This is a genomic window from Streptomyces sp. NPDC029122 (assembly GCF_055569445.1).
In genome coordinates this window covers 261,257-285,837 of sequence record NZ_JBVHWK010000001.1, presented here as the reverse complement: position 1 = coordinate 285,837, position 24,581 = coordinate 261,257, and the positions used below count along the sequence as shown (strand labels likewise).

At 76.2% G+C, this 24,581-nt stretch carries 20 protein-coding genes and 1 pseudogene; 8 read left to right on the top strand and 13 right to left on the bottom strand.

Annotated features, from left to right (window positions below):
* Nucleotides 1–11 precede the first annotated feature (11 nt).
* The 3 genes from ACZ4WZ_RS01190 to ACZ4WZ_RS01180 form a co-directional block, all read right to left on the bottom strand.
* Nucleotides 12–2,846: a poly(A) polymerase gene (locus ACZ4WZ_RS01190; RefSeq protein WP_467883825.1), complete on the bottom strand. Its 2,835-nt coding sequence runs from the start codon at nt 2,844–2,846 to the stop codon at nt 12–14.
* A complete protein-coding gene (locus ACZ4WZ_RS01185; protein WP_467883824.1) occupies nt 2,846–4,588 on the bottom strand; it encodes an RNA ligase family protein in 1,743 nt (580 codons plus the stop codon). The genes ACZ4WZ_RS01190 and ACZ4WZ_RS01185 overlap by 1 nt, the downstream gene beginning before the upstream one ends.
* A 133-nt stretch (nt 4,589–4,721) precedes the next feature.
* Nucleotides 4,722–5,195, bottom strand: a complete 474-nt coding sequence (locus tag ACZ4WZ_RS01180; RefSeq protein ID WP_467883823.1) for a hypothetical protein — start codon at nt 5,193–5,195, stop codon at nt 4,722–4,724.
* A 253-nt stretch (nt 5,196–5,448) separates the two neighbouring features.
* On the opposite strand from ACZ4WZ_RS01180, the gene ACZ4WZ_RS01175 reads away from it, so the two are divergent.
* Together ACZ4WZ_RS01175 and ACZ4WZ_RS01170 are read left to right on the top strand one after the other, a co-directional pair.
* Nucleotides 5,449–6,456, top strand: coding sequence for an NUDIX domain-containing protein (locus tag ACZ4WZ_RS01175; protein ID WP_467883822.1), 1,008 nt, complete (start codon nt 5,449–5,451; stop codon nt 6,454–6,456).
* A 55-nt stretch (nt 6,457–6,511) separates the two neighbouring features.
* A complete protein-coding gene (locus tag ACZ4WZ_RS01170; RefSeq protein WP_467883821.1) occupies nt 6,512–7,021 on the top strand; it encodes an SRPBCC family protein in 510 nt (169 codons plus the stop codon).
* A 193-nt stretch (nt 7,022–7,214) separates the two neighbouring features.
* Here the strand turns inward: ACZ4WZ_RS01170 and ACZ4WZ_RS01165 are convergent, their stop codons facing one another.
* Nucleotides 7,215–7,595: a hypothetical protein gene (locus tag ACZ4WZ_RS01165; RefSeq protein ID WP_467883820.1), complete on the bottom strand. Its 381-nt coding sequence runs from the start codon at nt 7,593–7,595 to the stop codon at nt 7,215–7,217.
* 416 nt (nt 7,596–8,011) lie between these two features.
* On the opposite strand from ACZ4WZ_RS01165, the gene ACZ4WZ_RS01160 reads away from it, so the two are divergent.
* Nucleotides 8,012–8,545 (top strand): hypothetical protein, encoded by a 534-nt coding sequence (locus ACZ4WZ_RS01160; protein ID WP_467883819.1) that lies wholly within the window; start codon nt 8,012–8,014, stop codon nt 8,543–8,545.
* A gap of 119 nt (nt 8,546–8,664) precedes the next feature.
* A complete protein-coding gene (locus tag ACZ4WZ_RS01155; RefSeq protein WP_467883818.1) occupies nt 8,665–9,606 on the top strand; it encodes a class I SAM-dependent methyltransferase in 942 nt (313 codons plus the stop codon).
* 63 nt (nt 9,607–9,669) lie between these two features.
* On the opposite strand, the gene ACZ4WZ_RS01150 is transcribed toward ACZ4WZ_RS01155, so the two are convergent.
* Together ACZ4WZ_RS01150 and ACZ4WZ_RS01145 are read right to left on the bottom strand one after the other, a co-directional pair.
* Nucleotides 9,670–11,169, bottom strand: coding sequence for a DEAD/DEAH box helicase (locus ACZ4WZ_RS01150; protein ID WP_467883817.1), 1,500 nt, complete (start codon nt 11,167–11,169; stop codon nt 9,670–9,672).
* A 163-nt stretch (nt 11,170–11,332) separates the two neighbouring features.
* Nucleotides 11,333–11,830, bottom strand: coding sequence for a MarR family winged helix-turn-helix transcriptional regulator (locus ACZ4WZ_RS01145; RefSeq protein WP_388936377.1), 498 nt, complete (start codon nt 11,828–11,830; stop codon nt 11,333–11,335).
* Nucleotides 11,831–11,920: 90 nt separating this feature from the next.
* Between ACZ4WZ_RS01145 and ACZ4WZ_RS01140 the strand changes: the two genes are divergently transcribed.
* Both ACZ4WZ_RS01140 and ACZ4WZ_RS01135 read left to right on the top strand, forming a co-directional pair.
* The gene (locus tag ACZ4WZ_RS01140; protein WP_467883816.1) at nt 11,921–12,304 is read left to right on the top strand and encodes an HGxxPAAW family protein; all 384 of its coding nucleotides are present in this window, start codon (nt 11,921–11,923) and stop codon (nt 12,302–12,304) included.
* A gap of 124 nt (nt 12,305–12,428) precedes the next feature.
* Nucleotides 12,429–12,632, top strand: coding sequence for a cold-shock protein (locus ACZ4WZ_RS01135; protein WP_388936371.1), 204 nt, complete (start codon nt 12,429–12,431; stop codon nt 12,630–12,632).
* A gap of 106 nt (nt 12,633–12,738) precedes the next feature.
* Here the strand turns inward: ACZ4WZ_RS01135 and ACZ4WZ_RS01130 are convergent, their stop codons facing one another.
* The 3 genes from ACZ4WZ_RS01130 to ACZ4WZ_RS01120 all read right to left on the bottom strand — a co-directional run bounded on the left by ACZ4WZ_RS01130 (nt 12,739) and on the right by ACZ4WZ_RS01120 (nt 14,667).
* A complete protein-coding gene (locus tag ACZ4WZ_RS01130; RefSeq protein WP_467884197.1) occupies nt 12,739–12,975 on the bottom strand; it encodes a ferredoxin in 237 nt (78 codons plus the stop codon).
* A 5-nt stretch (nt 12,976–12,980) separates the two neighbouring features.
* Complete coding sequence (locus ACZ4WZ_RS01125; protein WP_467883815.1) at nt 12,981–14,168, bottom strand: cytochrome P450; 1,188 nt, start codon at nt 14,166–14,168, stop codon at nt 12,981–12,983.
* A gap of 154 nt (nt 14,169–14,322) precedes the next feature.
* Nucleotides 14,323–14,667 (bottom strand): thioredoxin family protein, encoded by a 345-nt coding sequence (locus ACZ4WZ_RS01120; RefSeq protein WP_467883814.1) that lies wholly within the window; start codon nt 14,665–14,667, stop codon nt 14,323–14,325.
* A gap of 104 nt (nt 14,668–14,771) precedes the next feature.
* On the opposite strand from ACZ4WZ_RS01120, the gene ACZ4WZ_RS01115 reads away from it, so the two are divergent.
* Both ACZ4WZ_RS01115 and ACZ4WZ_RS01110 read left to right on the top strand, forming a co-directional pair.
* The gene (locus ACZ4WZ_RS01115; RefSeq protein ID WP_467883813.1) at nt 14,772–15,041 is read left to right on the top strand and encodes a hypothetical protein; all 270 of its coding nucleotides are present in this window, start codon (nt 14,772–14,774) and stop codon (nt 15,039–15,041) included.
* 248 nt (nt 15,042–15,289) lie between these two features.
* Nucleotides 15,290–15,922: pseudogene (locus ACZ4WZ_RS01110) on the top strand (sigma factor).
* Here ACZ4WZ_RS01110 and ACZ4WZ_RS01105 read toward each other — a convergent pair.
* From ACZ4WZ_RS01105 to ACZ4WZ_RS01090, 4 genes are all read right to left on the bottom strand, one after another.
* A complete protein-coding gene (locus ACZ4WZ_RS01105; protein ID WP_467883812.1) occupies nt 15,912–17,378 on the bottom strand; it encodes a condensation domain-containing protein in 1,467 nt (488 codons plus the stop codon). The pseudogene ACZ4WZ_RS01110 and the gene ACZ4WZ_RS01105 overlap by 11 nt on opposite strands.
* A gap of 216 nt (nt 17,379–17,594) precedes the next feature.
* Nucleotides 17,595–18,587: an ABC transporter ATP-binding protein gene (locus tag ACZ4WZ_RS01100; protein ID WP_467883811.1), complete on the bottom strand. Its 993-nt coding sequence runs from the start codon at nt 18,585–18,587 to the stop codon at nt 17,595–17,597.
* Nucleotides 18,584–21,331 carry a thioesterase domain-containing protein gene (locus ACZ4WZ_RS01095; RefSeq protein ID WP_467883810.1) on the bottom strand — a complete coding sequence of 916 codons (2,748 nt, stop codon included), beginning with the start codon at nt 21,329–21,331 and terminating at the stop codon, nt 18,584–18,586. The genes ACZ4WZ_RS01100 and ACZ4WZ_RS01095 overlap by 4 nt, the downstream gene beginning before the upstream one ends.
* Nucleotides 21,328–24,567, bottom strand: a complete 3,240-nt coding sequence (locus tag ACZ4WZ_RS01090) for an FtsX-like permease family protein (RefSeq protein ID WP_467883809.1) — start codon at nt 24,565–24,567, stop codon at nt 21,328–21,330. Before ACZ4WZ_RS01090 ends, ACZ4WZ_RS01095 begins: the two co-directional genes overlap by 4 nt.
* Nucleotides 24,568–24,581 lie beyond the last annotated feature (14 nt).

Genomic DNA, 24,581 nt, shown 5'->3' with positions numbered 1-24,581 from the left:
CGCGCGTCCCCTCACGGCAGGTCCGGGACCTCCCCCGACGGCTTCCAGTCGACCTCCACACCCGGCAGGGAAGCCGCCCAGGGCCCGGCGAGGGCGGCCAGGGCGGCCGCGTCCGGCGGGGTCGGGCCCAGACCGACGGCGTAGCGGGCCAGGGTGGCGGTCCGCTCGAAGGGCCGGGGCCAGGCGTGGGCAGCCGGAAGCCCGGCGAGCAGCGCCCGCAGCCGGCCCCTGGCGCGGCCCAGCCGCTCCTCGAACTCCCCGGCCGCACCGCCCCGTACGGTCACCACCGCCCACGCCGCGTGCCGTCGGTGCAGCGGCGGCGGCGACAGCAGCCGGCCGAGGCCGTCCGGCTCCGCCTCCAGCACCTCCCAGGCCCGGTACAGCTCCTGGACCAGCAGGTCCCGCAGGCCCGGCCCCACCTGCGCGGTGCAGCTGCGGACCGGCGCGCAGGGGGTCAGGACCGTGACCGGGTCCGGGGACCGGCCCGTCCCGCCCGACGGGAGCAGGGACACCGGCTCGCTCCAGTCCCAAGCGGCCCAGGTCCCGAAGAACTCCCGCCGCAGCGCGGCCGGGGAGAGGTCCGGGGCCTCCCGCACGGTCCGGGCCGCGAGGACCGCCCAGGCCAGCCCCGGCAGCCCGCCGAAGGGCGCCGAGTCCAGCCCCCGTGCCCGCGCCCAGGCCTTGGCCTCCCGTGCCAGGCCGGCGAAGGCGGCGTGCTCCGCGCCCACGGAGCCGCGCACCGCGTCGGCGTCGTCGAGGGCGCTCAGCGCCACGGCCGCCGCCCCGCCCAGCTCCGCCCGCCGGGCCACCGCGTGCTCCGGGTCCAGCTCTCCGGCGCCGACCAGCACCAGGTCCACGTCCAGCCCGGACGCGCGCAGCCGCAGCCCCGGCACCCGCGCGCCCGTCACCTCGCGCAGCCGCCGCGCCTCCGGCAGCGCGGCCGCCACCCGCGCCCGCACCCCGGCGGTGTCCACCGGCCCGGGCAGCACGGCCACCAGGTCCAGGTCGGCCCCCGGCAGCGCGCAGCCCATGCTGCGGGAACCCGCCGTCCGCACCAGCCCCTCGGGCAGGGCCGCCGCGATCCGCGCCGCGAGCTCCCCGGCCGCGCCCGGCACCTCGGCGCTCCCCGCCGGGGCCCCGGCCCCGGGCCCCGCCCACCGCACCGCGCCGGTGCCCAGCTCCACCACGGCACGGACCCGCATCGGCCCGTCCCCGCGCCGCGACAGCACCGCCAGCTCCCCGACCCGCGCCGCACGCCCGCCCGGCCCGAGGCGCTCCGCGAACTCCCGCTCCGCCCGCCGGGGATCCGTGCTGCGGCCCACCGTCAGGTGCGGGGTCCAACCCTCCGCGCGGCCCCGGCAGCCCGGGAACCGGTCGGCCAGGGCACGGCGCAGCTCCTGCCACGCCGCGTCACCGTCCGGGCCCGCCGCCGGATCCAGCCAGAGCGCGGCGTCCTCCCGGTGCCCGAAGGACCGCACCCCCTCCAGCCGGGCGGTGAACGGCTCCGTCCCGGCCGCGACCTCCGCCAGCAGCGGCAGCGCCTCCTCGAAGGAGGACTCCGGCACGAAGCCGAACAGCAGGTTCACATGCGCCGGCCAGCGGTCCGCCTGCGGGTCGTGCGCCCGGCGCAGCTCCGCGACCACCGGGTCGTGCGGCGGCAACCACGCCACTGCCGTCCGGGCCGTCGCCGGTACGCCGCACCGCGCGGTCCCCGCGTCCGGTGCCGCGTACTCCACGGTGGCCTCCACCCCGAAGTGGTCGGAGACGAACAGCCCCTGCGGCCCCGGGGAATCACCCCGCAGCGCCGCCTGCCGCACCCGCGCCCCGCCGGAGGGGCGCAGCAGGATGCGGTCCAGCCGGCCGGGCCGCCCCGACAGCGAGGCCACCGCCGCCAGCGGGTTGACCCGGGGGTCGAAGGTGGGCGTGTCGTCCCCGGGCCCGTGCACGTCGTTCCACGCGTCCAGCAGCCCCAGCGCGGCGGCCGGCCCCTCGGCCCCGGAGCGGCCGTCGTTGAAGTCGCCGAGCAGCGCGACCCCGGCGTCGATCCCGCCCAGCCCCTCGGCCAGCCGCGCCAGTTCGGCCTCCCGCCGGTCGGCGCCGTTCTCGGTGTGGTCGCTGGTCAGGTGCGTCGCGGCGACGACCAGGGGCCCGCCCGCGGTGTCCACGGTGACGGCGGTGACCGCCTTGTGCCGGCCCAGAACGTGCAGCCCCGCCTCCCGCACCGGCAGCCGGCTCAGCACCAGCAGCCCGTGGTCCGGGACGTCCTCGCCCTGCGGATCGGTGCCCAGGGTGTAGCCGGCCCGTACCCACGGCTCGGCCAGCAGCATCGCCAGCAGCGCCGGTTCGACCTCCTGGAGCGCGATCACGTCCGCGCCGGCCACCGCCAGGTCCGCCAGCAGCATCGGCCTGCGCCGGGCGGTGAAGACGCGCGGGGCGTCGTACCGGTCCCACAGGGTGTTCCAGGTCAGCAGCCGCACGCGCGCCGCGGGGTACGGACCCGGCCCGTCCGGACCGGCCTGAACCGGCCGCCAGCCGCCGGCCGCCGGATCCCAGGCGTGCGGGGTCCTCGCAGTGAAGAACGGGGCGGACAGCAGCCGCCGCTCCCGCACCCGCCCGGCCCCCGTCGAGTCGATCCGGTCGACGCCGGTGGCCCGGTCCCACACCAGTTCGCCGTCCGCCTCGACGAACAGCACCCGGTGCCAGGGGATGTCGCCGCCCGGCACGAAGGAGGGCAGCGGCACCCGCTTGGGCGCGGCCCCGCGCTGGAGCAGGCCGAGCGTGAACCGCGCCGGGTCGAACCGGGGGTCCCAGCGGACCTGGTGGTAGAGCTGCTCACTGGTGCGCATCAGAGACCGTCCCCCTCGCCGGCCGGCCCGAGGGAGCCGGCGGTGTCCTCGACCGTGCCGCCCGCCCCGACGTACCGGGTCCGGTGCGCCTGCCCCGGGTGGGGCGGGCTGAACCGCCGCAGCTGTGCGGCCCGTACGGGCTCCGGCACCGGATGCGGCCGTACGGCGTTGCGCCGCGCCAGCTCCGCTTCCCCGACCAGCATCACCACCCGCGTCACCAGGGCGTCGCGGCGCCGCGCGACCGCGCCGGCCAGGCCGCGCTGCTGCTCGGTCAGGGAGGTGGCGTCCCACACCACCGTGCCCCCGGCGGCCAGGGCGCGGTCCAGCCGCTCCAAACCCTCGCGCAGCACCTCCGGATTGGCCCGCTGGTCGGCGCGCGCACCCCGGGCACCGCGCAGGTCGTCCAGGCAGATGTACGCGTCCACCCCGGGCAGGGTCCGCGCGAAGGTGCTCTTCCCGCTGCCCGAAGGCCCGCACAGCTGTACCAGGCGCGGGTACGCGGATCCGTCCCGCCAGCGCCAGGTCGCGGCGACGGCCTCCTGCGCCGAGGAGACCGAGCCCCGCCCGAAGGCCTCGCGGGCCTCCGCCCAGCACCGGTCGGCGGCGTCCGCGTCGAGGTCGCCGAGCGCCCCGCGCAGTCCGGTGCGCAGCTCGCCGAGCGGGTCAGGGCCCAGCAGGCCGGCCTCCTCGGCGCACAGCGCCGACCACTGCGCGCACTCCAGCTCCTCCGCCGTCGCCGGCAGGGCCGTCGCCAGCGCGTGCAGCACCCCGAGGTCGGCGGCCGAGGCCATCCGCACCAGCCCGGCCCGCCGCTCCTCCTCCGGGAAGGGCCTGCGCAGCGCCGGGTACAGGCCCACCAGGTCCGCCACCCGCCGCGCCGTGCGCATCCCGAGCGGTCCCGCGGCAAGCCGCGCCGCGAGGGCGCCGCGGTGCTCACGGTGCAGGGCGGCGGCCAGGACCCCCGCCAGCCGGGTCTCCCCGGTGCGGCCCGCGCCGTCGAGCCGGGCGGTGACCTCCCGGACGGCCCGCTCCCCTTCCGGGCCGGCCGGCGCGGGCGCCCCGACGGCGGTGAGCAGCGCGGCCGGATCCGGTTCGGAGCCGGAGCGGACCGCCCACAGAGGTGCGGCCGGGCCGAGCCCGTTGGGCACCACGGGCGCGTGCATCCAGTGGGTGCCGGTCCGCACATGGCCGCCCCGCACCCACTTGGCCGCGTACCGCCCGAAGTCCGCCCGGTCGAATCCGGCCGTCGTCCGTACGACGTAGCCCTCCTGGCGGGTGGTGTCGATCCGCAGCCGGCGCAGCGCCCGCTCGTCGTAGGTCCCGCGCCAGAGGACGCGCGGCACGGGAACGCCGAGCCGGCCGAGGAAGCGCACCGTGCGGTCCCAGTCGAGGCAGTGGTCGCCGTCCCACACCGAGAACCCGTAGAACCAGCTGTCGAGTTCCTCGTAGGCGAGCGAGTGGCGGGCGTACACGTTCTCCCCGCAGACCCGCCACCCCTGCGGTATGCGGGCGCCGATCCGGCTCTGGAGGCCCTTGACCCAGGCGCGGGAGGGGTGGTGGGCGGAGTCGAGGGAGCGGGCGTGCAGGCCGTCCGCGTACAGGGTGGTGTTCTCCCCGTCGAGCTTCTCGGTGACGACCACCTCGCGTCCGGCCAGCGCCGAGGTGCCGGCGGCGCGGACGTCGTCCGCCGTGGCACCGGGCGACCACGGCAGGTGTGCCGTGCGGGGGTAGTGCGTGCGCATGATGGCTCCAGCTCGGGCGACGGGTGCCCGGTCACTCTAGGTATCCGGAGCAGGCCCATCCACCCAATTTGCCACGTCCCCGCCCGTCCGGCGCCTGCCCGGCCCCAGTCCGCCCCGGCCCGGGCCCGCACGGTCAGCGGCACAGGGCGACGATGGCCGGATCCACCACCCCGTGGGCCGCCTCGCACAGACGGCTCATGTCGTACGAACGCTGCGGCGCGGGACGGGGCGCGGGGCGTGCGGGCCGCCGCTCGCGCGGCTTCGGGGCGGGGGCGCGGTGCGCGGGCCGGGCGGGCCGGGCGGGGGAGGCGCGGCGGGGCGGGCGGTCGTCGGAGCGGTGCCCGGGGCGGGGCGGGGCGTCGGGCCGCCGTGGGGCACCGGCCGGTGGCGCGGGGGCCGCGGCCCCGGCGGGCGGCGACGGCACCGCCACCGGATCCGGCGCCGGTCCCAGTGGCAGACCCTCCGCCACCGGCTGCCGGGGCGCCCACCCGGTCGGAGCGGGCGGTTTCCCGGGTGCCCGTACGGTCACGCACCCGGTGGCCAGCACCAGCAGGGCGAGCACCAGGGGCAGGGACAGGGCGAGCGGCAGGGTCCGGTGCGACGGCATCCGCCCACCCTGCCGCAAGGGGGCGCCGGCGGTCGCGCCCGCTCACACGGACGGGTGAGCGTACGTGGTCGGACCAGCCGCTTTCACACTGCCGGTCCGCAGCACGGACCGTAGCGAGACGGGCGTAACACGGCAATAAGGAGGCACGGAGCGGTGGAGCGGTCACCCAGGGTGCCCGGATGCCCGCCGTAACCCGGCGGCCGGAGCCGCTGTTGCACAGGCGGCTGGTCCACCCACGGTGAACGGAGTACCGATGCCGCAGCTGACCGACGACCCCGGACGTGCGGGCACCTGGATGACCCCGGCGGAGTACGGGGCCTCGCGCGCCGCGCTCTGGACCGGGGCGACGGTCCTCGTCACCGACTCGGACGGGCGGATCCTCGTCCAGACCGTCGACTACCGCACGGACCGGCTGCTGCCGGGCGGCGCCGTGGACGCCGGGGAGGCGCCCTCGGCGGCCGCGGCACGCGAGATGCGCGAGGAACTCGGCGTCGACGGCCACTACCCGCGCGGGCTCGCCGTCGACTGGATCCCCGCCGACATCCCCGGCATCCCGCCCGAGATGCGCTTTCCCGGCGAGATCCTGCACGTCTACGACGGCGGCACCTGGACCGCGGAGCGCATCCGCTCCGTGCGCCTGCCCGCCCAGGAGATCACCGGCATCGACTTCGCCGAGCCCGCCGACCTGCCCGCCCTGATGGACCCGGGCGACGCCCGCCGCGCCCTGTCCGCCCTCCGCGCCCGGATCAACGGCGCCGGCCCCGCCCTGCTGGAGGACGGCCGCCCCACCACCCCCACCGCCCTGGACCGCCTCGGGGTCCTGCGCGGCCGCCGTACCCCGCAGCACGGCACCTGGCACCCGGGCCCCGTCCCCGCGCGCCTGCCCGTACGGGACCACTCCGGCTGGCTCTTCGCCCCCGACGGGCGGGTACTGCTGCTCATCGCCCGCGCCACCGGCGCCGCGCACCTGCCCGCCCCGAACGCGGAGCCCGCCGTCGGGGCGGTGCCGCTCGGCTACCGGTACACCGACCGGGGGGCCCTGGCCCGCACGGCGGCCCGGCTCACGGCGGTGGCCCCGGCCGCGGACCCGGCGTACGCCCGGCTGCTGGCCACCCCGGAGCAGGTGCGGGAGCTCAGCGACTGGGGCCCGGCCGGGTGGCACGAGCTCGCCTCGGTGCACGCCGCCCGCGCCCACCTCGGCCTGCCCGCCGCCTTGCGGACCCCGCCCGTGGAACTGCCCGAAGAGGGACTGCGCTGGTGAGGGACCCGGCCCGCCAATGCCGGGCCCGCGGCGGCCGGTCCCGCAGCATGGGGCCATGACCGACAGCGTGATCGACTACACCGTCTACATCCAGGCCGACCCCGCCCGGGTCTGGCAGGCCCTCACCGACCCGGCCTACACCCGCCGCTACTGGGGGCTGACCTTCGAGACGGACTGGGCGGTGGGCTCGACGATGGACTGGGTGGAGCGCGGGGCCCGCACCAGCGACCCCGAGCAGGTGGTGCTGGACTGCGTCCCGGACCGCCGGCTCTCCTACACCTGGCACACCTTCAGCGCCGAGTGGGCGGCCTCCGCCGGCATCGCCGAGGAGCTGCGGGCCGAGCTGGCGGGTGAGCCGCGCACCAGGGTGACGTACGAGATCGAGCCGGTCGGGGACACCCTCGCCCGGCTCACCGTCCGCCACGAGGGGTTCACCCCGGGCGGCACCCTCCTCGGCATGTGCTCCGCCGCCTGGCCGATGCTCGTCTCCAGCCTCAAGACCCTCCTGGAGACCGGTGCCCCGCTGCCCGAGCCGGAACCGGGGCGGACCGGCCCGGCACAGTGAGCCCCTGCCCACTGAAGTCGCAGGTCAAAGGGCTGACCGCAGGTCCGCGTTCTCGCGCCGCCACCCGTTCGGCAGCGGTACGGGCCGCTGCCGAACCGAACCACCGCCCACGCAGGACGCTCGGCTGGAACGTCCCAGCCGAGCGTCGCCGTGCCGTGGGCCTCTCACCGCCCCACGGGAGTGGGCGAGCGGGTCAGGAACTGATGGGCGTGGTGAGGATCGGGGTGCTGACCACCTTCGCGCAGACGGCGTAGACCTTCAGGGTTCCCGGGTTGGTGGTGTCGGTGTTGGTGGCGAACGCCCACCAGGCCTCTCCGCTGATCGGCTGGGTCGAGTGCAGCAGGTACCGCTCCGCGTGCGAGTTGCCCGCGATCACGCTGGCGCCACCGCCGGTGCGGGTTTCGCCGGGCGGGCATGTGGCCTGGGCCGCCGCTCGGCCGGGGTAGCCGCCGGAGGCGACGGGGATGGTCACGGTGTTCTCCACGACGCGCACGATGTCGTCTGCCTGCGCCAGGGCGGCCGGTCCCATCACCATCGCCGCCGCTGCCGCGGCCACGAGAAACTTCTTCAGCACGAGATGCCCAGCTTTCGTTCGGTTGTCAGGAAGGAGGCGTCACATCGGGTGTGAGCCGCCTCAGATGTACCGCCACGTCCGAACGAACCTTCAAACGACATTTCGAAAGCATGCTCACATGGCGTAAACGATCCACTCCGACAGCCCCGGACCCGGTTCGGGTGCCTTCATTCCTGGCCCCGAACGTGCCCGGCAGAGGCACCCCAACCGCACCCGCCGACAGGTCATGGTCTTGTCCGGCGCCCTTCGAGCCGCACCACCGGGGCACGGCCGCGCGCACGGCTCGCCTCTCCTTCCGGGCGGACCGCCGAGGACCGGCCGTCCTCACCCACCGGCCGCCCTGACCCGCAGGCCGCCCGGACCCACCCCCACCCCCGCCCCGGGCCCGCGCACGGCGGTCGTGTGGAATATGGGCCATGGGCAGCCCAGAACACCAGATGCGCCGCACGCCGTCGGCCGGCCCGGCGACGACGGCCCGGCCTCCGCAGCAGGCGGGGGCGACCGACCGCTGGCGGTACGCCCGCCACCTCGACCGGCTCGCCGCCGCCGGGGCGGCCGGCGTGGCGGGGGAGGCCGCGGCGGTGGCCGAGGTCCTGCGCGACCGCGACCCGGTAATGGCGCAGAGCGCGGTGGTGACCCACCTGGACCGCCGGGCCGTACGGCTGCTGCCCGGCACCCCCTTCCACGACTGGGCCCGCGCCCTGCACCGCGTGCTCGACGGCCACGCGTTCCCCGCCCGCCGACTGCGCGAGTGGACCCTGCTCAAGGCTATCGAGGCCGGCGGGGAGTGGCCGCGGGCGGAGCTGGCGGCCGCCTCCGACTGGTGCCAGCGCACCGCGGCCCGGTCGCCGGCCCCCGACGAGGCGCTGGCCCTGCTGGCCGCCTCCGGCCGGACCCGCGGCGTACGCAACACCGCGGCCCGGCGGCTGCACAGGCGCGCCACCGCCTGAAGCGGAAACGATCAATGCGGAAGAACTCTCGCCATACGCCTGTTCGCGGGTTTATGGTCTGCCTACCTGGCCGGGTATCAGCGCCGAACCGTTGCCATTCCGCTGGAGGATGACTCCCCGTGTCGCACGTTTCACAGGCTCCCGTCACCACCCCCGACGCCGAGCCCGTACCACCCGCACCCACGTCCTTCGACGAGGTGAAGGGCTGGTTCTCGGCGCATGACCAGGTCCTCTTCGACTGGTTCCTGACCCGCCAGAACGAGGCCGCGCCCGTGGCGGGCGACCTTCTGGAACTGGGCGCCTTCATGGGCAAGAGCGCGATCTTCCTGGGCGGGTACCTGCGTGACGGCGAGGAATTCACCGTCTGCGACCTCTTCGACTCGCCCGCTCCCGACGACTTCAACCTGGAGGAAGTGCGGGACTCGTACCCCACCCTCACCCGCCGCGGGTTCGAGACGAACTACCTCGCCTTCCACGGGGGGCTGCCCACGGTCATCCAGGCCCCGACCTCCGTCGTCGCCGAGAAGGTGCGCCCCGGCAGCTGCCGCTTCATCCACATCGACGCGTCCCACCTGCACGAGCACGTCGTCCAGGACATAGCCTCGTCGCGGATCGTCGCTGCCCCGGACGCCGTGGTGGTCTTCGACGACTACCGCTCCGCCCACTGTCCGGGCGTCGCCGCCGCCGTCTGGGCCGCCGTGGCCACCGGCGAACTGCACCCGATCGCCGTGTCCGCCTCGAAGCTGTACGCGACCTGGGGCGACCCGGAGCCGCAGCAGACGGCGCTGCTCGGCTGGCTGGAGGGCCGCACCGACCTGTGGCACGGCGTCGACGTCATCGACGGCAAGCCGCTGGTGCGCATCGGTGACGAGGGCGCCCCGGTGCCGCCGGCCCCGAAGCCGCTGCACCCGCCGGTCCCCGCACCGGCCGCCGTTCCGGCCCCGGCCGCCCCGAAACCCGCACCCCGGCCGGGGATGCGCTGGCGCAGGCTGGCCAAGGACCTGCTCCCACCGCTGGTCACCCGCGCCATCGTGGCCCGGCGGCGCCGCGCCCGGGCCTGACGCCCGCGCCGTTCCCGGTGTCCGGCGGAGCGCCGCCGGACATCCGTGTTCCCCGGAGGCCGCTCAGAGGCCCTTGCGGACCCGGGCCGCGCGGCGGGCCTCGGCGGCCTGACGCGCCTCGATGGTCTTGCGGGACTCCTTGCCCTTGCCCGGGCGGCCCGGGCGGGTGCCGATGCCCCGGAAGCCGAGCTCGGTGCCGCTCGGGCGGCCCTTGGCGTCGGTCGGCAGCGCCCCGGACAGCGGGACTCCGGACGGCCTCCGCGCGCCGGTGATCCGGCTCAGCGCCGCCTCGCCGGAGCGCACCTGGGTGATGGTGGGCCGGATCTTGGCGTCGGCCATGAGGCGCACCATGTCACGGCGCTGGTTGGGGGTGACCAGGGTGACCACCTTGCCGGACTCGCCGGCCCGCGCGGTGCGTCCGCCGCGGTGCAGGTAGTCCTTGCTGTCGGCCGGCGGGTCCACGTTGACCACGAGGTCGAGGTCGTCGATGTGGATGCCCCGGGCGGCCACGTTCGTCGCGACGAGGACCGTGATCAGCCCGTCCTTGAACTGGCCGAGGGTCCGGGTGCGCTGCGGCTGGGACTTGCCGCTGTGCAGTCCCTCCGCCCGTACGCCCATGGCCCGCAGGTGCTTCACGAACTGGTCCACGCCGTGCTTGGTGTCCAGGAACATGATCACCCGGCCTTCCCGGGCCGCGATCTCGGTCGCCGCGGAGACCTTGTCCGCCGCGTGGATGTGCAGCACGTGGTGGTCCATCGTGCCGACCGAGGCCGACTGCGGGTCCACGGAGTGCGAGACCGGGTCCTTCAGGTAGCGGCGCACGAGCTGGTCGACGTTGCGGTCCAGGGTGGCCGAGAACAGCATGCGCTGTCCGGCGTGGTGCACCTGGTCGAGGATCTCCGTGACCTGCGGCATGAACCCCATGTCGCACATCTGGTCGGCCTCGTCCAGCACGGTGATCCGCACCCGCTCCAGATGCACGTCCCGGCGTCCGACCAGGTCGCTGAGGCGTCCGGGCGTGGCGACCACGACCTCCGCGCCGGTGCGCAGGGTGCTGGTCTGGCGGCCGATGGAGAGCCCGCCGACGACGGTGGCCATGCGCAGCTTCAGGGCCTGCGCGTACGGCGTCAGGGCCTCGGTCACCTGCTGCGCCAGCTCGCGCGTGGGTACGAGGACCAGCGCGAGCGGCCGCTTGGGGTCGGCCTGCTGACCGGCCGTGCGGGCCAGCAGGGCCAGGCCGAAGGCGAGGGTCTTGCCGGATCCGGTGCGGCCGCGGCCGAGGATGTCGCGGCCCGCGAGGGAGTTGGGCAGGGTGGCCGCCTGGATGGGGAAGGGCTCCCGCACCTCCTGCTCGGCCATGGTCCTCACCAGCTCAGGGGGCAGCCCGAGTTCGTCGAACGAGGCCACCGGGGGCAGTGCCGGGGTGGTGGTCCGCGGCATGGCGAACTCGCCCTGCGGACCGAGGGTCCGGGGGGCCTTGCCGGCTCCCCTCGCTACCGGCTTGGAGCCTGCCTTCGCTCCGGCCTTGATGCCGAAACGCCCGTGAGCTGACGGGTTCTTCATGCAGAACCTTCCGTGAGGAGAGTGAGGCTCTCGGTGCCCGCACCGGATGAACGGCGACGAGCCGGGGTCCGTACCCCTCGGTACGGTCCCCGGCTCGTCGTACGCGTCCGCCCGGGCCGCAAGCGCCCCGCGCCTCAAGTTTCCCGGCCATTTTACCAGCCGGTCACCGGCCCGGCCGGGGGTCGAGCTCCCCGGACCGCACCTGGGCGAGGTGGGCCCGCATCTCGACCGTCGCCCGGCCGAACCAGTCGGCGATCACGGCGATCTCGTCGGGGGTGTACTCGGCGAACACGGCCCCGAGCCGGTCGTAGAAGGGCTGGTAGGTGGCGATGACCCGGGCGGCGGCCTCGGGGTCGGCCACCACCCGTACCCGCCGGCGGTCGGCGGGATCGGGCTGCCGCCGGGCGTACCCGGCCCGCTCCAGCCGGTTGAGCACGCCGGTGACGGCGCCGGTGGTGAGGTTCACCAGCCCGGCGAGGTCACCGGCGGAGAGGGGCTTGTCGCAGGCGGCCAGGATGTGGGCGAGGCAGGTCAGGTCGGTGACGTTGATCCCGAGGAGCTGGGCCACCTCCTGCTGGCCGATGAGGCCGAGGGCCACGTACTGGTCCATGCGCGCGATCGCCTCCCCGGCCGTGGCCGCGGGGCGGGGCTTGCCGTGCACCGACACACTCCTTAGTATCTAAGTTACTTAGCTCGTGAGGTAAATGACCCTGCTCCGAGCGTACTGCTGCCTGCCCTTCGAGGGGGAATCATGAGCGCCCACGGCGACGTCGACCTCGGCCACACGGTGGCCGGCTGGACCGGTACCACCCTGGCCCTGCTGGGCTGCGCCGGAGCGGGTGCGGCCCTGTGCGCGGCCTGGACGCCGGGGATCTGGCTGGGCCTCGGCCTGGTCGTGGTCGCGGGGCTGGTGACCTGGCTGCTCCACCTCGCCGGATGGGGCAAGCCGAGCGGCCCCCGCCCGCGCGAGGCCTGGGACTGGCGCACCCGGGACACCGCCGCCCGGAGCGGGCACGCCGACTGCCTGGGCTGCCGGGCCGGCGGTCCCCGCCGCGCCGCGGCGGCGTCCGCGCGGCGCCCGTCCGTCCCCCACCGTTCCGCCGTTCCACTGCCCGCCACGGACGGCGACGCCTGACCCGGCCCCCGGTTGGCCGCGCCCGGTTGGCCGCGCCCCGCGTGTGGCCGGCGGGGCGGGTGGGCAGTATCGAGACGACCGCGGGTAAGCGGTCCCAGCGGAACGTTGAGAAGGATCAGTACCGATGGCAACTGGCACCGTGAAGTGGTTCAACTCGGAGAAGGGGTTCGGATTCATCCAGCAGGACGACGGCGGCCCCGACGTGTTCGTGCACTTCTCCGCGATCGAGGGGACGGGCTTCAAGTCCCTGGAGGAGAACGCCCGCGTTTCGTACGACGTCACCCAGGGGCCGAAGGGCCCGCAGGCGGAGCGGGTCGTACTCGAGTAGCGCCGCCGCCCGAGCAGTACCACTGGCCCCGCGGTTCCCGCCGGCCAAGGAGCCCCCTCCGGTCGACCGGAGGGGGCTCACCGCGGTGGAGGGCCCGGCCCCCGGCTCAGCCCTTCGGGGCCCCCTTCGAGGCGCCCGCACCGTCCCCGCCGGCCTCCCGCACGGTGATCGCCGAGACCGGGCAGGCGCGCGCGGCCTCCCGGACCAGCGGGTTGCCGTGGCCGTCCGCGCGCCCGGGGAGCACCTCGCTGAAACCGTCGTCGTCCTGGGTGAAGACCTGCGGCGCGGTCAGCACGCACTGGCCGGCGCCGATGCAGACGTCCTGGTTGACGGAGATCCGCACGGCGCTCACCAGGTCACCGGCAGTTCGATCATGCCCTGGATGGTGTCGCCGGGCTTGAACGGGATCCGGTCGGGATCGGCCGCCAGACGCAGGCCGGGCAGCCGCTGGAACAGGGTCCCGAGGGCGATCTCCATCTCGGCGCGGGCCAGGTTCTGACCCAGGCACTGGTGGATGCCGAAACCGAAGGCCAGGTGGTGGCGGGTCGGACGGTGCCAGTCGAGCGCGTCGGGGTCGGCGAACACCGCCTCGTCACGGTTGATCACCGAGGTGGAGAAGACCACCCCCTCGTCCGGCCGGATCGTCACCCCGCCGATCTCGATCTCCCGCGTGGCCACCCGCAGCATGCCGTCCGCGATCGACAGGTACCGCATCAGCTCCTCCACCGCCGCCGGCATCAGGGAGGGGTCGGACCGCAGCTCGGCCAGCTGCTCCGGGTGCCGCAGCAGGGTGAAGGTGCCGAGCGAGATCATGTTCGCCGTGGTCTCGTGCCCCGCGATCAGCAGGATCCCGGCCAGCGACACGAGCTCCTCGACATCGGTCTCGCCCGCCTCCAGACGGGTCGAGACCAGCTCGTCCAGGAGCCCGTCGCCCGGATCGGCGCGCTTGCGCCGGATCAGGGCCTCCAGGTAGGCGTCGAGCCGCCGCCGGGCGTCCTCCACGTCGCTGGTCGCGGGGCCGCGCAGCAGCCGCCGCGACTGCTCCTCGAAGAACTCGTGGTCCTCGTAGGGGACCCCGAGGAGCGCACAGATCACCATGGACGGCACCGGCAGCGCGAAGTCGCCCACCAGCTCGGCCCCGGGGCCCCGGGCCTCCATCGCGTCGATCAGCCGGTCCACGGTCTCCTGGATCCGGGGCCGCAGGGCGGCCGTCCGCTTGACCGAGAAACTCGGGATCAGCATCCGACGCTGCGCGTTGTGCTCGGGGTCGTCCACCCCGAGCAGGGCCGTACGCCGGTTCTGCAACCCCTTGAACCGGGGGGTGGGCGCGGGGAAGGACTCCCTGGTGCGGTCGGTGGACAACCGCCCGTCGGAGAGCAGCGCCCGCGCCTCGGCGTGACCGGTGACCACCCATACGGAGCGGCCGTCGAAGAGGGTGACCCGGGAGAGCGGCCGCCCCTCCCGGAGTGGCTGATAGGCGGCCGGGGGGTGGTAGGGGCAGGTTCGGTCCTGCGGGAAGGCAACGGCATCGGACATGGAAAGCAACACCTCGCAAGCGATGGTTCCGTCTCGCCGGACTCCATTACATGCCTAAGGCACCTATCCCACCTATGCCACTTTCGGCCAGCCTGCCCGAGTACACCTGCCGGGCCCGCCCGCCCCGCCCGGGCCGGACCGAGGCGCGCGCGGACTACAGGTGCGCGTCCAGGAAGGCGCGCAGCTCCGCCCTCCCCATCGGGCCCGCATGGGTCGCCACCGCCTCGCCGGACCGCAGCAGGACCACGGTCGGGGCACCCGTCACCCCGTAGCGCCGCACCGTTCCGGGGCAGCGCGTGATGTCGGCGCGCACGGCGGTGAACCGCGCCCCGTACTCCTGGTCCCCCGCCAGCTCCGCGACGAGGGAGTCCAGCTCCCGGCAGGCCTCGACGGCCTTGGGCCAGGTACCGGTGAAGCAGGCCAGGACCGGGCCCGGCGCCATGGCGGCGATGAAGTCGAATTCCTGGTCCTCCAGCGGCCGGTGTACCCGACTGGCCATGGGCGGTGCTCCTCGGTTCGCGTGGGACGGGACCGCCAGCCTAGGCGGTGTCCGCCCGCGTTCCCGGACCGCCCGTTGTCAGTGGCGGCTGTGAAGCTGGGCGCATGGACGACAGGATGCCGCGCCGCCGCGTCTACGGCGCCGACCACGAAGACCCCGACCCGGGCCCGCGCCCCGGCCGCGTCTACGGCGAGCTCGTGGGCGGTCCCCTCGACGGGCTCCTCCTCGACGTCACCGGCTGGAGCGCCCGGCGGCTCGCCGAAGAGGCCCGGCTGCCCACCGAGATAGGCCGCTACGGCGCCGGGGGCCGCGCCCTCTACCGCCGCCGTCCTTCGGACCCCCGGCGCTGGGACTGGTCGGGGGACAGCCGGTGACGGCGCCCCCGCCTCCGGCCGCCGCCCGGCCCCGCCGCGACGGCGAGCCGAGGAGGTCGTCGGCGGATACGCCTTCCTCCAGTGCAAGGACAAGGCGGAGACCCTCGAGTGGACCAGGCGGTTCCTGGAGACCCACCCGGCGGAATGGACCGTCGGCGCCGAGGTTCGCGAGGTCCAGGAGATGTGACCCGGCCGCGGCCCGCGCCACGCGCCGCGTTGGCCCCGCCCCGTCGCGGCCGCTCTGATGGGTGGCGGTGACGGCAGGGAGCGCGGCCCGGGCGGTCGAGACGGTGTTCAGGACCGAGTCCGCGCGGATCAACGCCGGCGTCACCCGCATCGTGCGGGACGTCGGGATCGCCGAGGAGATCGCACAGGACGCGCTGGTCGCCGCCCTGGAGCAGTGGCCGCACTCCGGGATCCCCGACCGGCCCGGCGCCTGGCTGACGGCCACCGCCAAGCACCGGGCCGTCGACCTCGTCCGCCGCGAGGAGACGTACGCGCGCAAGCTCGCGGAGGCCGGCCGGACCCGCGGCGGCCGCGCGCTACGAGGAAGGACACCGACTGGCGGTCCATCGCCACCCTCTACGGGAGACTCGCCGAACTGGCCCCCTCCCCGGTGGTCGAGCTGAACCGGGCGGTCGCCGTCTCCATGGCCGACGGCCCCCGGGGCCGCCCTGCCGCTGGTGGACGCCCTCGCCCGGGAACCGGCCCTGCGCTCCTACCACCTGCTGGCGAGCGTACGGGGAGACCTGCTGGAGCGGCTCGGGCGCGGTCCCGAGGCCCGCGCCGAATTCGAGGGGGCGGCCGCCCTCACCCGCAACGCCCGAGAGCGGGAGCTCCTGCTGGGGCGTGCCGCCGCCCTCGGGGAGCTCAGCCCCTGACGCGCACCGCCTGCGGTTCGGGCCGCCGGGGCGCCGTGAGCGCGACGGGCCTGCGGAACCCGCCGGTGCGCGCCACGCTCTGCACGGTCAGCCGCAGCGCCTCCTGGAAGTCGCCCATCGTGCGGCGGGCGGCCGGGGTGTCCACGTACAGCGAGTTCATGTGGAGTCCGTCCGCGTCCCGCTGGAACCACGAGCAGGTGCCGTTGGCCCGCGCCGACCACACGTGCGCGGCGGGCCGCCACTCGTCGTGCCGGTCGGCCCCCCGGCAGCGGCGCATGTCGATGTACGAGAAGAAGTTCACCGGGTACGGCCAGGAGCGTCCCGCGAACTCCTCGGGAGCCAGCAGCTGCCACGCCCGTACGAACGGCACGTCGAGGTGGCGCATCATCTCGGTGAACCCCGCCCTGACCTCGCCCATGACCTGGACGAAGTCCTTGCCGGGCGAGGCGTCGAACTCGATCGGCAGGGTGTTGACGAACCAGCCCACCGAGTTGTTCCAGTCCTCCCGCCCCCGCTCACTGACCGGCATGAACCCCCGGTACACCCCGGGCCCGCCCGCCTCGCGCAGACACACGCCCACCGAGCCGAGCAGACCCATGAAGGGCTTGCCGCCGGCCTCGCGGCACACCTTCTCGAACACCTCGGTCTCGGCGGCGTCCAGCAGCGTGGACGCCTCGTTGACGATCGGGTACATCCGGTCCGGCTCCACGCCCAGGTCCAGCGGGAACCGGGGGAAGAACTCCCCGCCGCGGGCCGTGAACGACTTCCAGTAGTCCAGGCGCTCGTCGTCCGCGTCGATCGACAGGTAGCGGCGGCGCTGCGCGTCGGCGAAGTCCAGATAGCTCGGAGCGGGCGGCAGCGCGGCCCGCTCCCCGCGGCGCAGCGCCTCATAGGAGGTCAGTACGTCGTGGACGACCACGGGCATCGACATGCCGTCGCAGACGATGTGGTCGAAGGCGAGGTACACCGTGGCGGAGTCCGGACGCAGCACCGCGCCCATCGTGAACAGCGGCCACGACAGGGTGTCGATGCTCCGGGTGAACCGTTCCGCGAGGAACTCGCGCATCGGCTCGGCGGAGTCGAAGGTGGCGACGTGACGCGCCTCCAGGGCGAGGGCGCCCGCCGCCAGCGGTTCGCAGGACAACTCCCCGGCGAGCCGGCGGAACTCGCAGCGCAGCACCTCGTGCCGCCGTACGAAGTCCAGCAGGGCCCCGGCCAGCGCCGCTTCGTCGAGTGCGCCCTCGATCTCGAAGGTGACGGCCACCCAGGACGCCATGGGATCGTCGTCCGCGCGGCTCTCCTCGGCGACGGTGAAGTGCTTGTCCTGGTTGAAGGACGCCTTCTTGCCCCCCTCGTCACCCCGGTCCGGGACCTGCGGTCCGGCCGAGGCCCGCAACCGCCACTCGACCAGGCGCCCCGGCTCCATGTGGTGCATCTGCAGAGGAAACTGCCGCATACGTCATCCCTTCGCCCCCCGGTTCAGCCCCGAGCCCCTAACGAGACCCGGGCCGGTGAAGTGACGCCCGAACCACCGGCGGACGGCGGGCCGGTGACCGAGGGGGGCGGTGGACCGTGCGGTGGGGGTGCTTCGAGGAACGCGGGGGCCCTGGCCCCGAACGCTTCGTGGAACCGGACGATGGCACGGTCCTCTCAACCACTCACCGCACCGGGCTCAAGGGGCGTCCCGCGGCCCGGCGTCGGACTCGTCCGGGTCGTCGGCGTCGTCGCGCCGGACCTCGATGCGGTCGGCGGCCAGGTCGACCGCGACGCGGTGCTCCATGCCCAGTGCCTCCAGGAACTTCTGGGGGAGCTGTACCCGGCCGGTGCGGTCCAGCATCACGTACTCGCGCTCGCTGACCGACTCCGTGCCGTGCTCGTCGGTGACCGTGCGGCGCAGCACCTCACTGCTGGTGCGGCCGTCGCGGATCGCCACGGTACGGCGGACCTCGCCCGCCACCATCGGGTCGTGGGTCACGATGACCACGGTCGCGCCCAGCTCCCGGTTCACGGTGCGGAAGGCCTCGAAGACGGCCGCCCCCGTCTCGGAGTCCAGCTCGCCGGTCGGCTCGTCGGCGAGCAGCACCGCCGGGTCGTTGGCCATGGCCACGGCGATGGCCACCCGCTGCTGCTGGCCGCCGGACAGCTCGGCCGGGCGCCGGCCGCCGAGGCCGCCGATCTCCAGGGCCTCCAGCAGTTCGGCGACCCGGGCCGCCTGCCGTGCCCGCGCCCTCCGACCGCCGCCCCTCAACTGCATCGGAAGGGCGATGTTCTGGGCGGCCGTCAGGAACGGCAGCAGGTTGCGGGCCGTCTGCTGCCAGACGAAGCCCACCGTCTCGCGTCGGTAGCGCAGCCGGTCGCGGGCGGACATCTCCAGCAGGTCGTAGCCGCCGACGGTGGCGGTGCCCGCCGTCGGCACGTCCAGCCCCGCCAGGATGTTCAGCAGGGTGGACTTGCCGCTGCCGGAGGCCCCGACCAGGGCCACCAGGTCGCCCTGGGCCACCGTCAGCTCCAGCCCCTGCAAGGCCTGCACCTCGACGCCGTCGCCGGTGAAGATGCGGACGAGGCGGTCGCAGACGATGGCGGTCCCGGCAGCGTGCCGGCGCGGCTCGGCGGCGGCCAGGGCCTGGCGCCGCAGTTCCTCGTACGTGGGCGCTTCGGTGTTCAACGTCGGTCTCCCGCTCTCAACTCGGTGGTGATCTGACGCCGGCCGTTCACCGCCGCCTCCGCGAGCACGGCCACGGCCACCAGCCCCGCCAGGCCGAGGGCCTGCGCGAGCACCGGCCGCAGGCCGAGCCCCAGGCCAGCCGGCACGGGCGCGCCGACCAGCGTCGTCAGGTCGAGCGACGGGCCCAGCAGGGCGATCGCGGCGACCGCCGTCAGCGCGCCGCCCAGCGGGGCCACCAGCACCTGCGGCAGCGACTCCGTCAGCAGGAGCACCACCCCCTGCCGGGGCCGCAGGCCCATGGTCCGCAGCCGGGCCAGCAGCGCGGCCCGCTCCGGGGCGGCCCGTACCAGGGTCAGCAGCACGGACAGCAGTGCGAAGCACGCCGCCGCGGCCAGGGAGGTCCAGAACAGCCGCCCGGACGCTTTCTGGAGGGGGTCGCCGGCGAACTTCGCCGACACCGCGGAGCTGGTCCGTACGAAGGTCCGTTCGGCGACCGCCGCCGGGGCGTGGGCGCGGACCAGTTCCCGCAGCCGGTCCTCGTCCACCGTGCCCAGGGCGAACCAGTGGTTGGGGTGCGCCGCCTCGGGCACCCGCGCGGTGACCGGCCCGGCCGGCATCACGACGACCGCCGCCTCCACGGACGGCTCCGCCGGGGTCCCCTCGACCAGGCCGACCGGCCGCGCGCGCAGCTCCGCACCGCCCGCGACACGGATCCGGAACTCGCCCCCGGAGCCCTTCCCGGCGAGGTCCCCGCTGACCAGCACCGGGACGGGAGCGTCCGCCCCGCCGCCCCCGGCCAGCCGGGCCGGGTCGAAGCGGCCCCGGCCCGCGGCCCCGGACAGCGCCGCGTAGGCCGCCGGGTCGGCGACCACCGCCCTGACCCGCGTGCCGATCAGGTCCTCGGACATCAGGAGGGCGTCCCGGTCGGTCCACACTCCGAGCGAGGTCCGTACCCCGGGCAGCGCGCCCGCCGCCCGGAGGAACTCCGGCGTCAGCTGCTCCCGGGGCGGGGCCGACACATGGGCGTCGCCCCCGACATCGCCCCGCGCGGCCTGCAGGCGGGCCCCGTCCACGGAGGCCAGTACGGCCGACCCGAACCCGCCCGTGGTCACCGCCAGCAGCAGCGCGATCAGGGGCAGTACGGAGGGACGCGCGCCCCCCGCGTTCCCCCGGGCGGCGCGCGCCAGCCCGAGGAAGCCGGTCAGGCCGCGCCCGCGCCCCGCCGCCCGGGCCGCCAGGCGCGCCAGCGGGGGCTGGATCCGGGCCAGCAGCAGCCCCCCGCACAGCGCCAGCAGCAGCGGCGCGGCGACGAGCAGCGGGTCCAGCCCGGCCCCGGCCGGGGCGACCCCGCGCCGGCGGACCTCCGCCACGGCGGCCGCGGTGGCGGCCAGCACCAGCAGCTCCGCCACCAGCCTGCGCCGCGGTGCGGCCGCGCGAGGGCCCGACAGCAGCACGAAGGCCCGTACCGGAAAGGCCAGCAGGGCCGCGAGCGCGACGGCCCCGGCCGAGAGCAGGCCGGGCGCAGGCCGGGGGGTCGGCAGCAGCAGGACCCCGAGGGCCGTGGCGAGCACGGCGGCGGGCAGCACGGTGACGGCCCCCTCGCCCAGCAGCCGGCGCAGGACACCCGTGCGGGAGCCGCCCCGGGCGAGCAGCAGGGCCAGTTCGGCCTCCCGCCGGTCACCGGTGAGCCCGGCGGCCAGGCAGAACACGACGAGGGCGACGCCCGCCACCCCGGCCGGCCCGATCGCGGCGAGCGGCGCGGCGGCCTGGCGGCGGGCCTCGGCGGCGGCGAGCAGTTTCGGCAGTTCGGAGGTGATCCGTATGTCGGGGTGGCCGGTCTCGGTGATCAGCCGGTTGGCGGTGGGACCGGCGACGTACGAGGCGATCTGCTCGGCGGCCTCGGACTGCCGGTCGGCGCGCAGGGCGCCGGTGTCCACCGGCAGCCGCCAGAAGTCCGTCGCGCGGGTGCCCCAGCCCGCCAGCCGGCCGATCCCCTCGGGGCCGACCAGGGCGGACGTCTCCCACCAGGACTTCTCCTGCTTCTGGTCCCATTTCAGACAGGCCTGCAAGAGGCAGGTGGTGGCGGTGTCGCTCCAGTAGACGCCGGCCGGGTCGCCCGGGGTGAACAGGCCGACGACCTCGATGCTCATCGGCGGGGCGATGCCCGAGGAGCCCTCCAGCACCGATCCCACCGTGGCGCCGATGCTGTCGGCGGCGCTCTTGGACAGGGCGACCGGGACGGTTCCCTCGCCGCCGCCGGAGGGCCAGCGCCCCTCGACCAGCCGGCTGTGAGAGGAGATCTGCGGCAGGTGCAGCAGGCCCAGGTTGGGTGCGATGTCCGAGGGGCGGGCGAGCCCGGGGCCCGTCAGGGAGCGCGGGTCCTTCGCGCGCACCCCGTAGACGGGGCCGGAGTCCGCCAGGCGGTAACCGGGCCCGACGGCGGCGCGCAGGGCGGCCAGCGAGGAGTCCAGGAAGGCCGGGAGGTCCCCGCTCCGCGCGGTCGGGGCGGTGGCGACGAGGCTGGTGGGGCCCGGGCCCTGCTCGGCCAGGTAGGCGCGCAGGGCCCGGTCGGCGTCCCGGTCGAGGGCGCGCGGCAGCGCGGTGGCCAGCAGGACGGAGACGAAGACCAGCACGGCCGACAGGAGCGTGGCCAGCGGGGCGGCGCGCAGCCGGGTCCGCACCCAGCCGGCCCCGCCGCCCCGCCCGGGCACGGCGGTCCGAGGGTCGGTGGTCGGGCCGGTCATGTCTCCTCCACGTGGCGCAGGCGGGCGGCGGCGCCCCGGGACGTGCGGTCGCCGCGGCCGCCGACCAGCGCCGACAGCAGCGGCACCGCCGCGATGGCGGCGGCCAGCAGCAGGGTCCGCAGGCCCGGCAGGTCGGCCAAGACCCGCGGTACCGGGCGCTGTGCGGCGGGGGTGAGCACCATCAGCGGCACCGTCAGGTGCACGATGGCCGTGCCCACCGCCAGCCCCACCCCGGTGCCGAGCGCGACGAGGACCAGGCCCTCGGCGGAGGCCGCCCGGGCCAGGCCCCGCCGGGGCGCCCCGAGGGCCAGGAGGATCGCGGACTCCCGGGCCCGCTGCCGCGCGGCCGCCGCAGCGGCGGCGGCGAAACCGATGGCGGCCAGCACCGCGCAGGACAGGGCGAGGGCGGCCAGCGCGAGGCGGGGGCCGGCGCTCAGCGGGTCGTCCAGCAGCCCGGCGGCCACCTCCTCGCGCAGCAGCACCCGGTGCGAGCCGGCGCCCGCGCGCAGTTCGGCGGCGGCCCGCGCGGGCGCGGGGTCCGAGGCGGAGGCCGCGGGCAGCCACCACTCGTCGGCGCCGGGCAGGGCCCGCCCGTCGGTCGCGGCGAGCAGCCGGCCGGCGGCGCCGACGTCGACGGCCACCGCCCGGGCGCCGGACGCGGGCAGGGCTCCGACGGCGGCGGTGATCCGTACGGGGACGGTGGCGGAGCCCATCGGCACCGTGATCCGGTCGCCGACCCGGGCCCCGACGGCGGTGAGGTAGGCGCGGGTGGCGATGCCCGGCAGCTCGGCGGCGGCCGGCCCGCCGGTGGTGAGGCTGAGGCCGTGACTCCCCGCGGCGGCACCCGTGTACCGCAGCCGCAGCAGGGACCCGTCGGCCGGCAGCAGCCGGGCGGCCGGGTTCCCGTCCGCCGCCGGGGCCACCAGGTTCCAGGCGGGTGCGGCGGCCCGGACGGGGACGGCCGGGCCGCCCGCCGTCTCCGTGACCGAGACCCGGCGCAGCGCCACCTCCGCGTCGACCGGCGCCCCGGCGTCCGGCCGGCTGGACCAGCCGGTCTCGGAGCCGTACGACACGGCGAGCCCCGCGAGGGACAGGGGTTCGGCGGCCGCCCCGAGCGGGGCCCCGGCCAGAGCCGCGACGTCCACCGAAAGGGTGCCCTCGCCGGTATCCGGCAGCGCCTGGACCGGCGCCCGGTAGGTCAGCCCGAACCGGTCGCGCAGCAGTACGCCCAGCCGGGCGCCGCCGCTCGCGCCGAAGGCCCGTACCGACACGTCGAGGTCGATCCGCTGCGGCCGGCCCGGCAGCACGATGCCGGCGCCGTCCGGGGTGCCGGCCGCCAGCGGGGCGAACAGTTCCGCCATCGGGCGCCCGTCCCGCAGGTCCGCCCGCAGCGGCACCCGCCGGGCGACGGCGGCGGCGTCCAGCGCGAGCAGTTCCCCGTCCGTGCCGCCGGGCAGCCCGTGGGCGGAGCGCACCACCGGGATCGCCCGGTCGCCGCCCGGCAGGGACGCGTACCGGCCGGCCCGGCCGGGGGCGGGCAGCTCGCTGCCGGTGACGCGCAGCCCCCCGGCAGTGGCGAACTCCGCCTGGTCGCGCTGCGAGGCGGACCAGGCGGTGTGGTGGCCGAGGGCGAGGACCCCGCTGGACACCGAGAGCACCAGCAGCAGCACCGGTCCGGTGGCCCGCCCGGGGCGCCGCGCGAGCTGCCAGCCCACGAGCGCCGGGCCGAGCCCGCGGCCCCGGGCGGCGATCCGGCCGCCGAGCCGCGCCGCGAACGGGAGCAGCCGCAGCACGAGCAGCGTGCCCGCGCACAGTGCCAGGGTGGGCGCGGCAACCAGGACGGGGTCGACGCCGAGTGCGCCTCCCGGCCCGGTACCGGCGCCGCTGTAGCGGTCGAGCCGGCGGTACGCGAGGACGGCCAGCGCCACCGTGGTGAGGTCCAGCCCGGAGCGCGCCGCCCCCGACACCACGGCCGCACGGCGCCCGGCGCGCCTCAGCACGGCGGCCGCGGCCCCGCGCAGCACGGCGGGCAGGGAGGTCAGCAGGACGCACGCGAGCGCGCAGCCCGCCGCGGCCGGCCACAGCAGCCATGCCCCGCCGGTCTCGACGGGGGCCTTGGCCAGCGGTCCGTACCGGCCCGCCAGCCGCAGCAGCGGCGGGGTGAGCAGCGGGGCCAGGACCGCCGAGGGCAGGGCGAGCAGCAGCGCCTCGGCCGCAGACAGCGCCCCGAGCCGGCGGCGGGAGGCGCCGCGCGCGGTGAGCAGGACGCGCTCGGGCTCCTGGCGGTCCGTCAGCAGGTGGGCGACCAGCAGCAGGGCGGCCCCGGCGAGCACGGCCAGCTGGAGCGCCCCGACCAGCAGGGTGGAGCGGGCCACCCGCTGTCCCGTCTCCAGCGCGGCGGTGAAGTCCCGCAGGTCCGTGGTGACGACGAGGCCGGCGGGGCCCTTGGTGCCGGTCTCCGGCGCCAGGGGGCGCAGGCGGTCGAGGTCGGCGGCCCGGGCGGCGCGGAAGTCGGGGGTCAGCAGTGTGGCGCGGCTGTTCTGCACCAGGGCGGCGCCGGTGAAGGCGGAGTCGTCGACGAGCAGCGGGCCGTAGCTGGTGAAGGAGGCGACCTGCACCTCGCGTCCGCCGAGCGGATCGAGCCGCCAGTACGGCGAGTCCGGTTCGGCCGCCCGGTAGACGCCGGTGACGAGGACGTTCAGGGGCGGCCCGCCGTAGCGGTCCTCCAGCCGGACCTCGGCCGGCAGTGCCCCGGCGGTCAGCCCGAGCCGGTTCAGCGCGGCCTCGGGCGCGGCCACCGGGACGCGCCCGGGGCGGTCCGCGACCGGCTCGGGCCACTGGCCCGCGAGGAGCCGTACGCGGTCGCGGCCGAGGGCGGCGAGGAGGGTCAGGTCGGGTTCCCGGCCGGGGGTGCGGGGGCCGGGCAGTCCGTACGAACGGCTGCGCGCCACGCTCTCGGCGCTGACGGGAACGCCGGCGAACAGGGCGTCCGCGAAGCTCCGTACGGCGGCGTCGTCACCGGCCCGGGCGGCCAGCGCGTGCTCTCCGGTGAGGACGACGGCGGTGCTCGACCTGCCGGCCGCGCCGGTCAGTGCCTGCCGCAGACCGGAGTCCCCCACGCCGCGGGTGAAGGCCAGCAGCGCGGTCAGCGTGGTCGTGGTGATGAGCGCGGTGAGCAAGACGGCGGCGGCGAGCGGCAGTCGGCCGCGCAACCGGCGCACGACAAAGCCGAGCATGCCTGTTCCTTCCC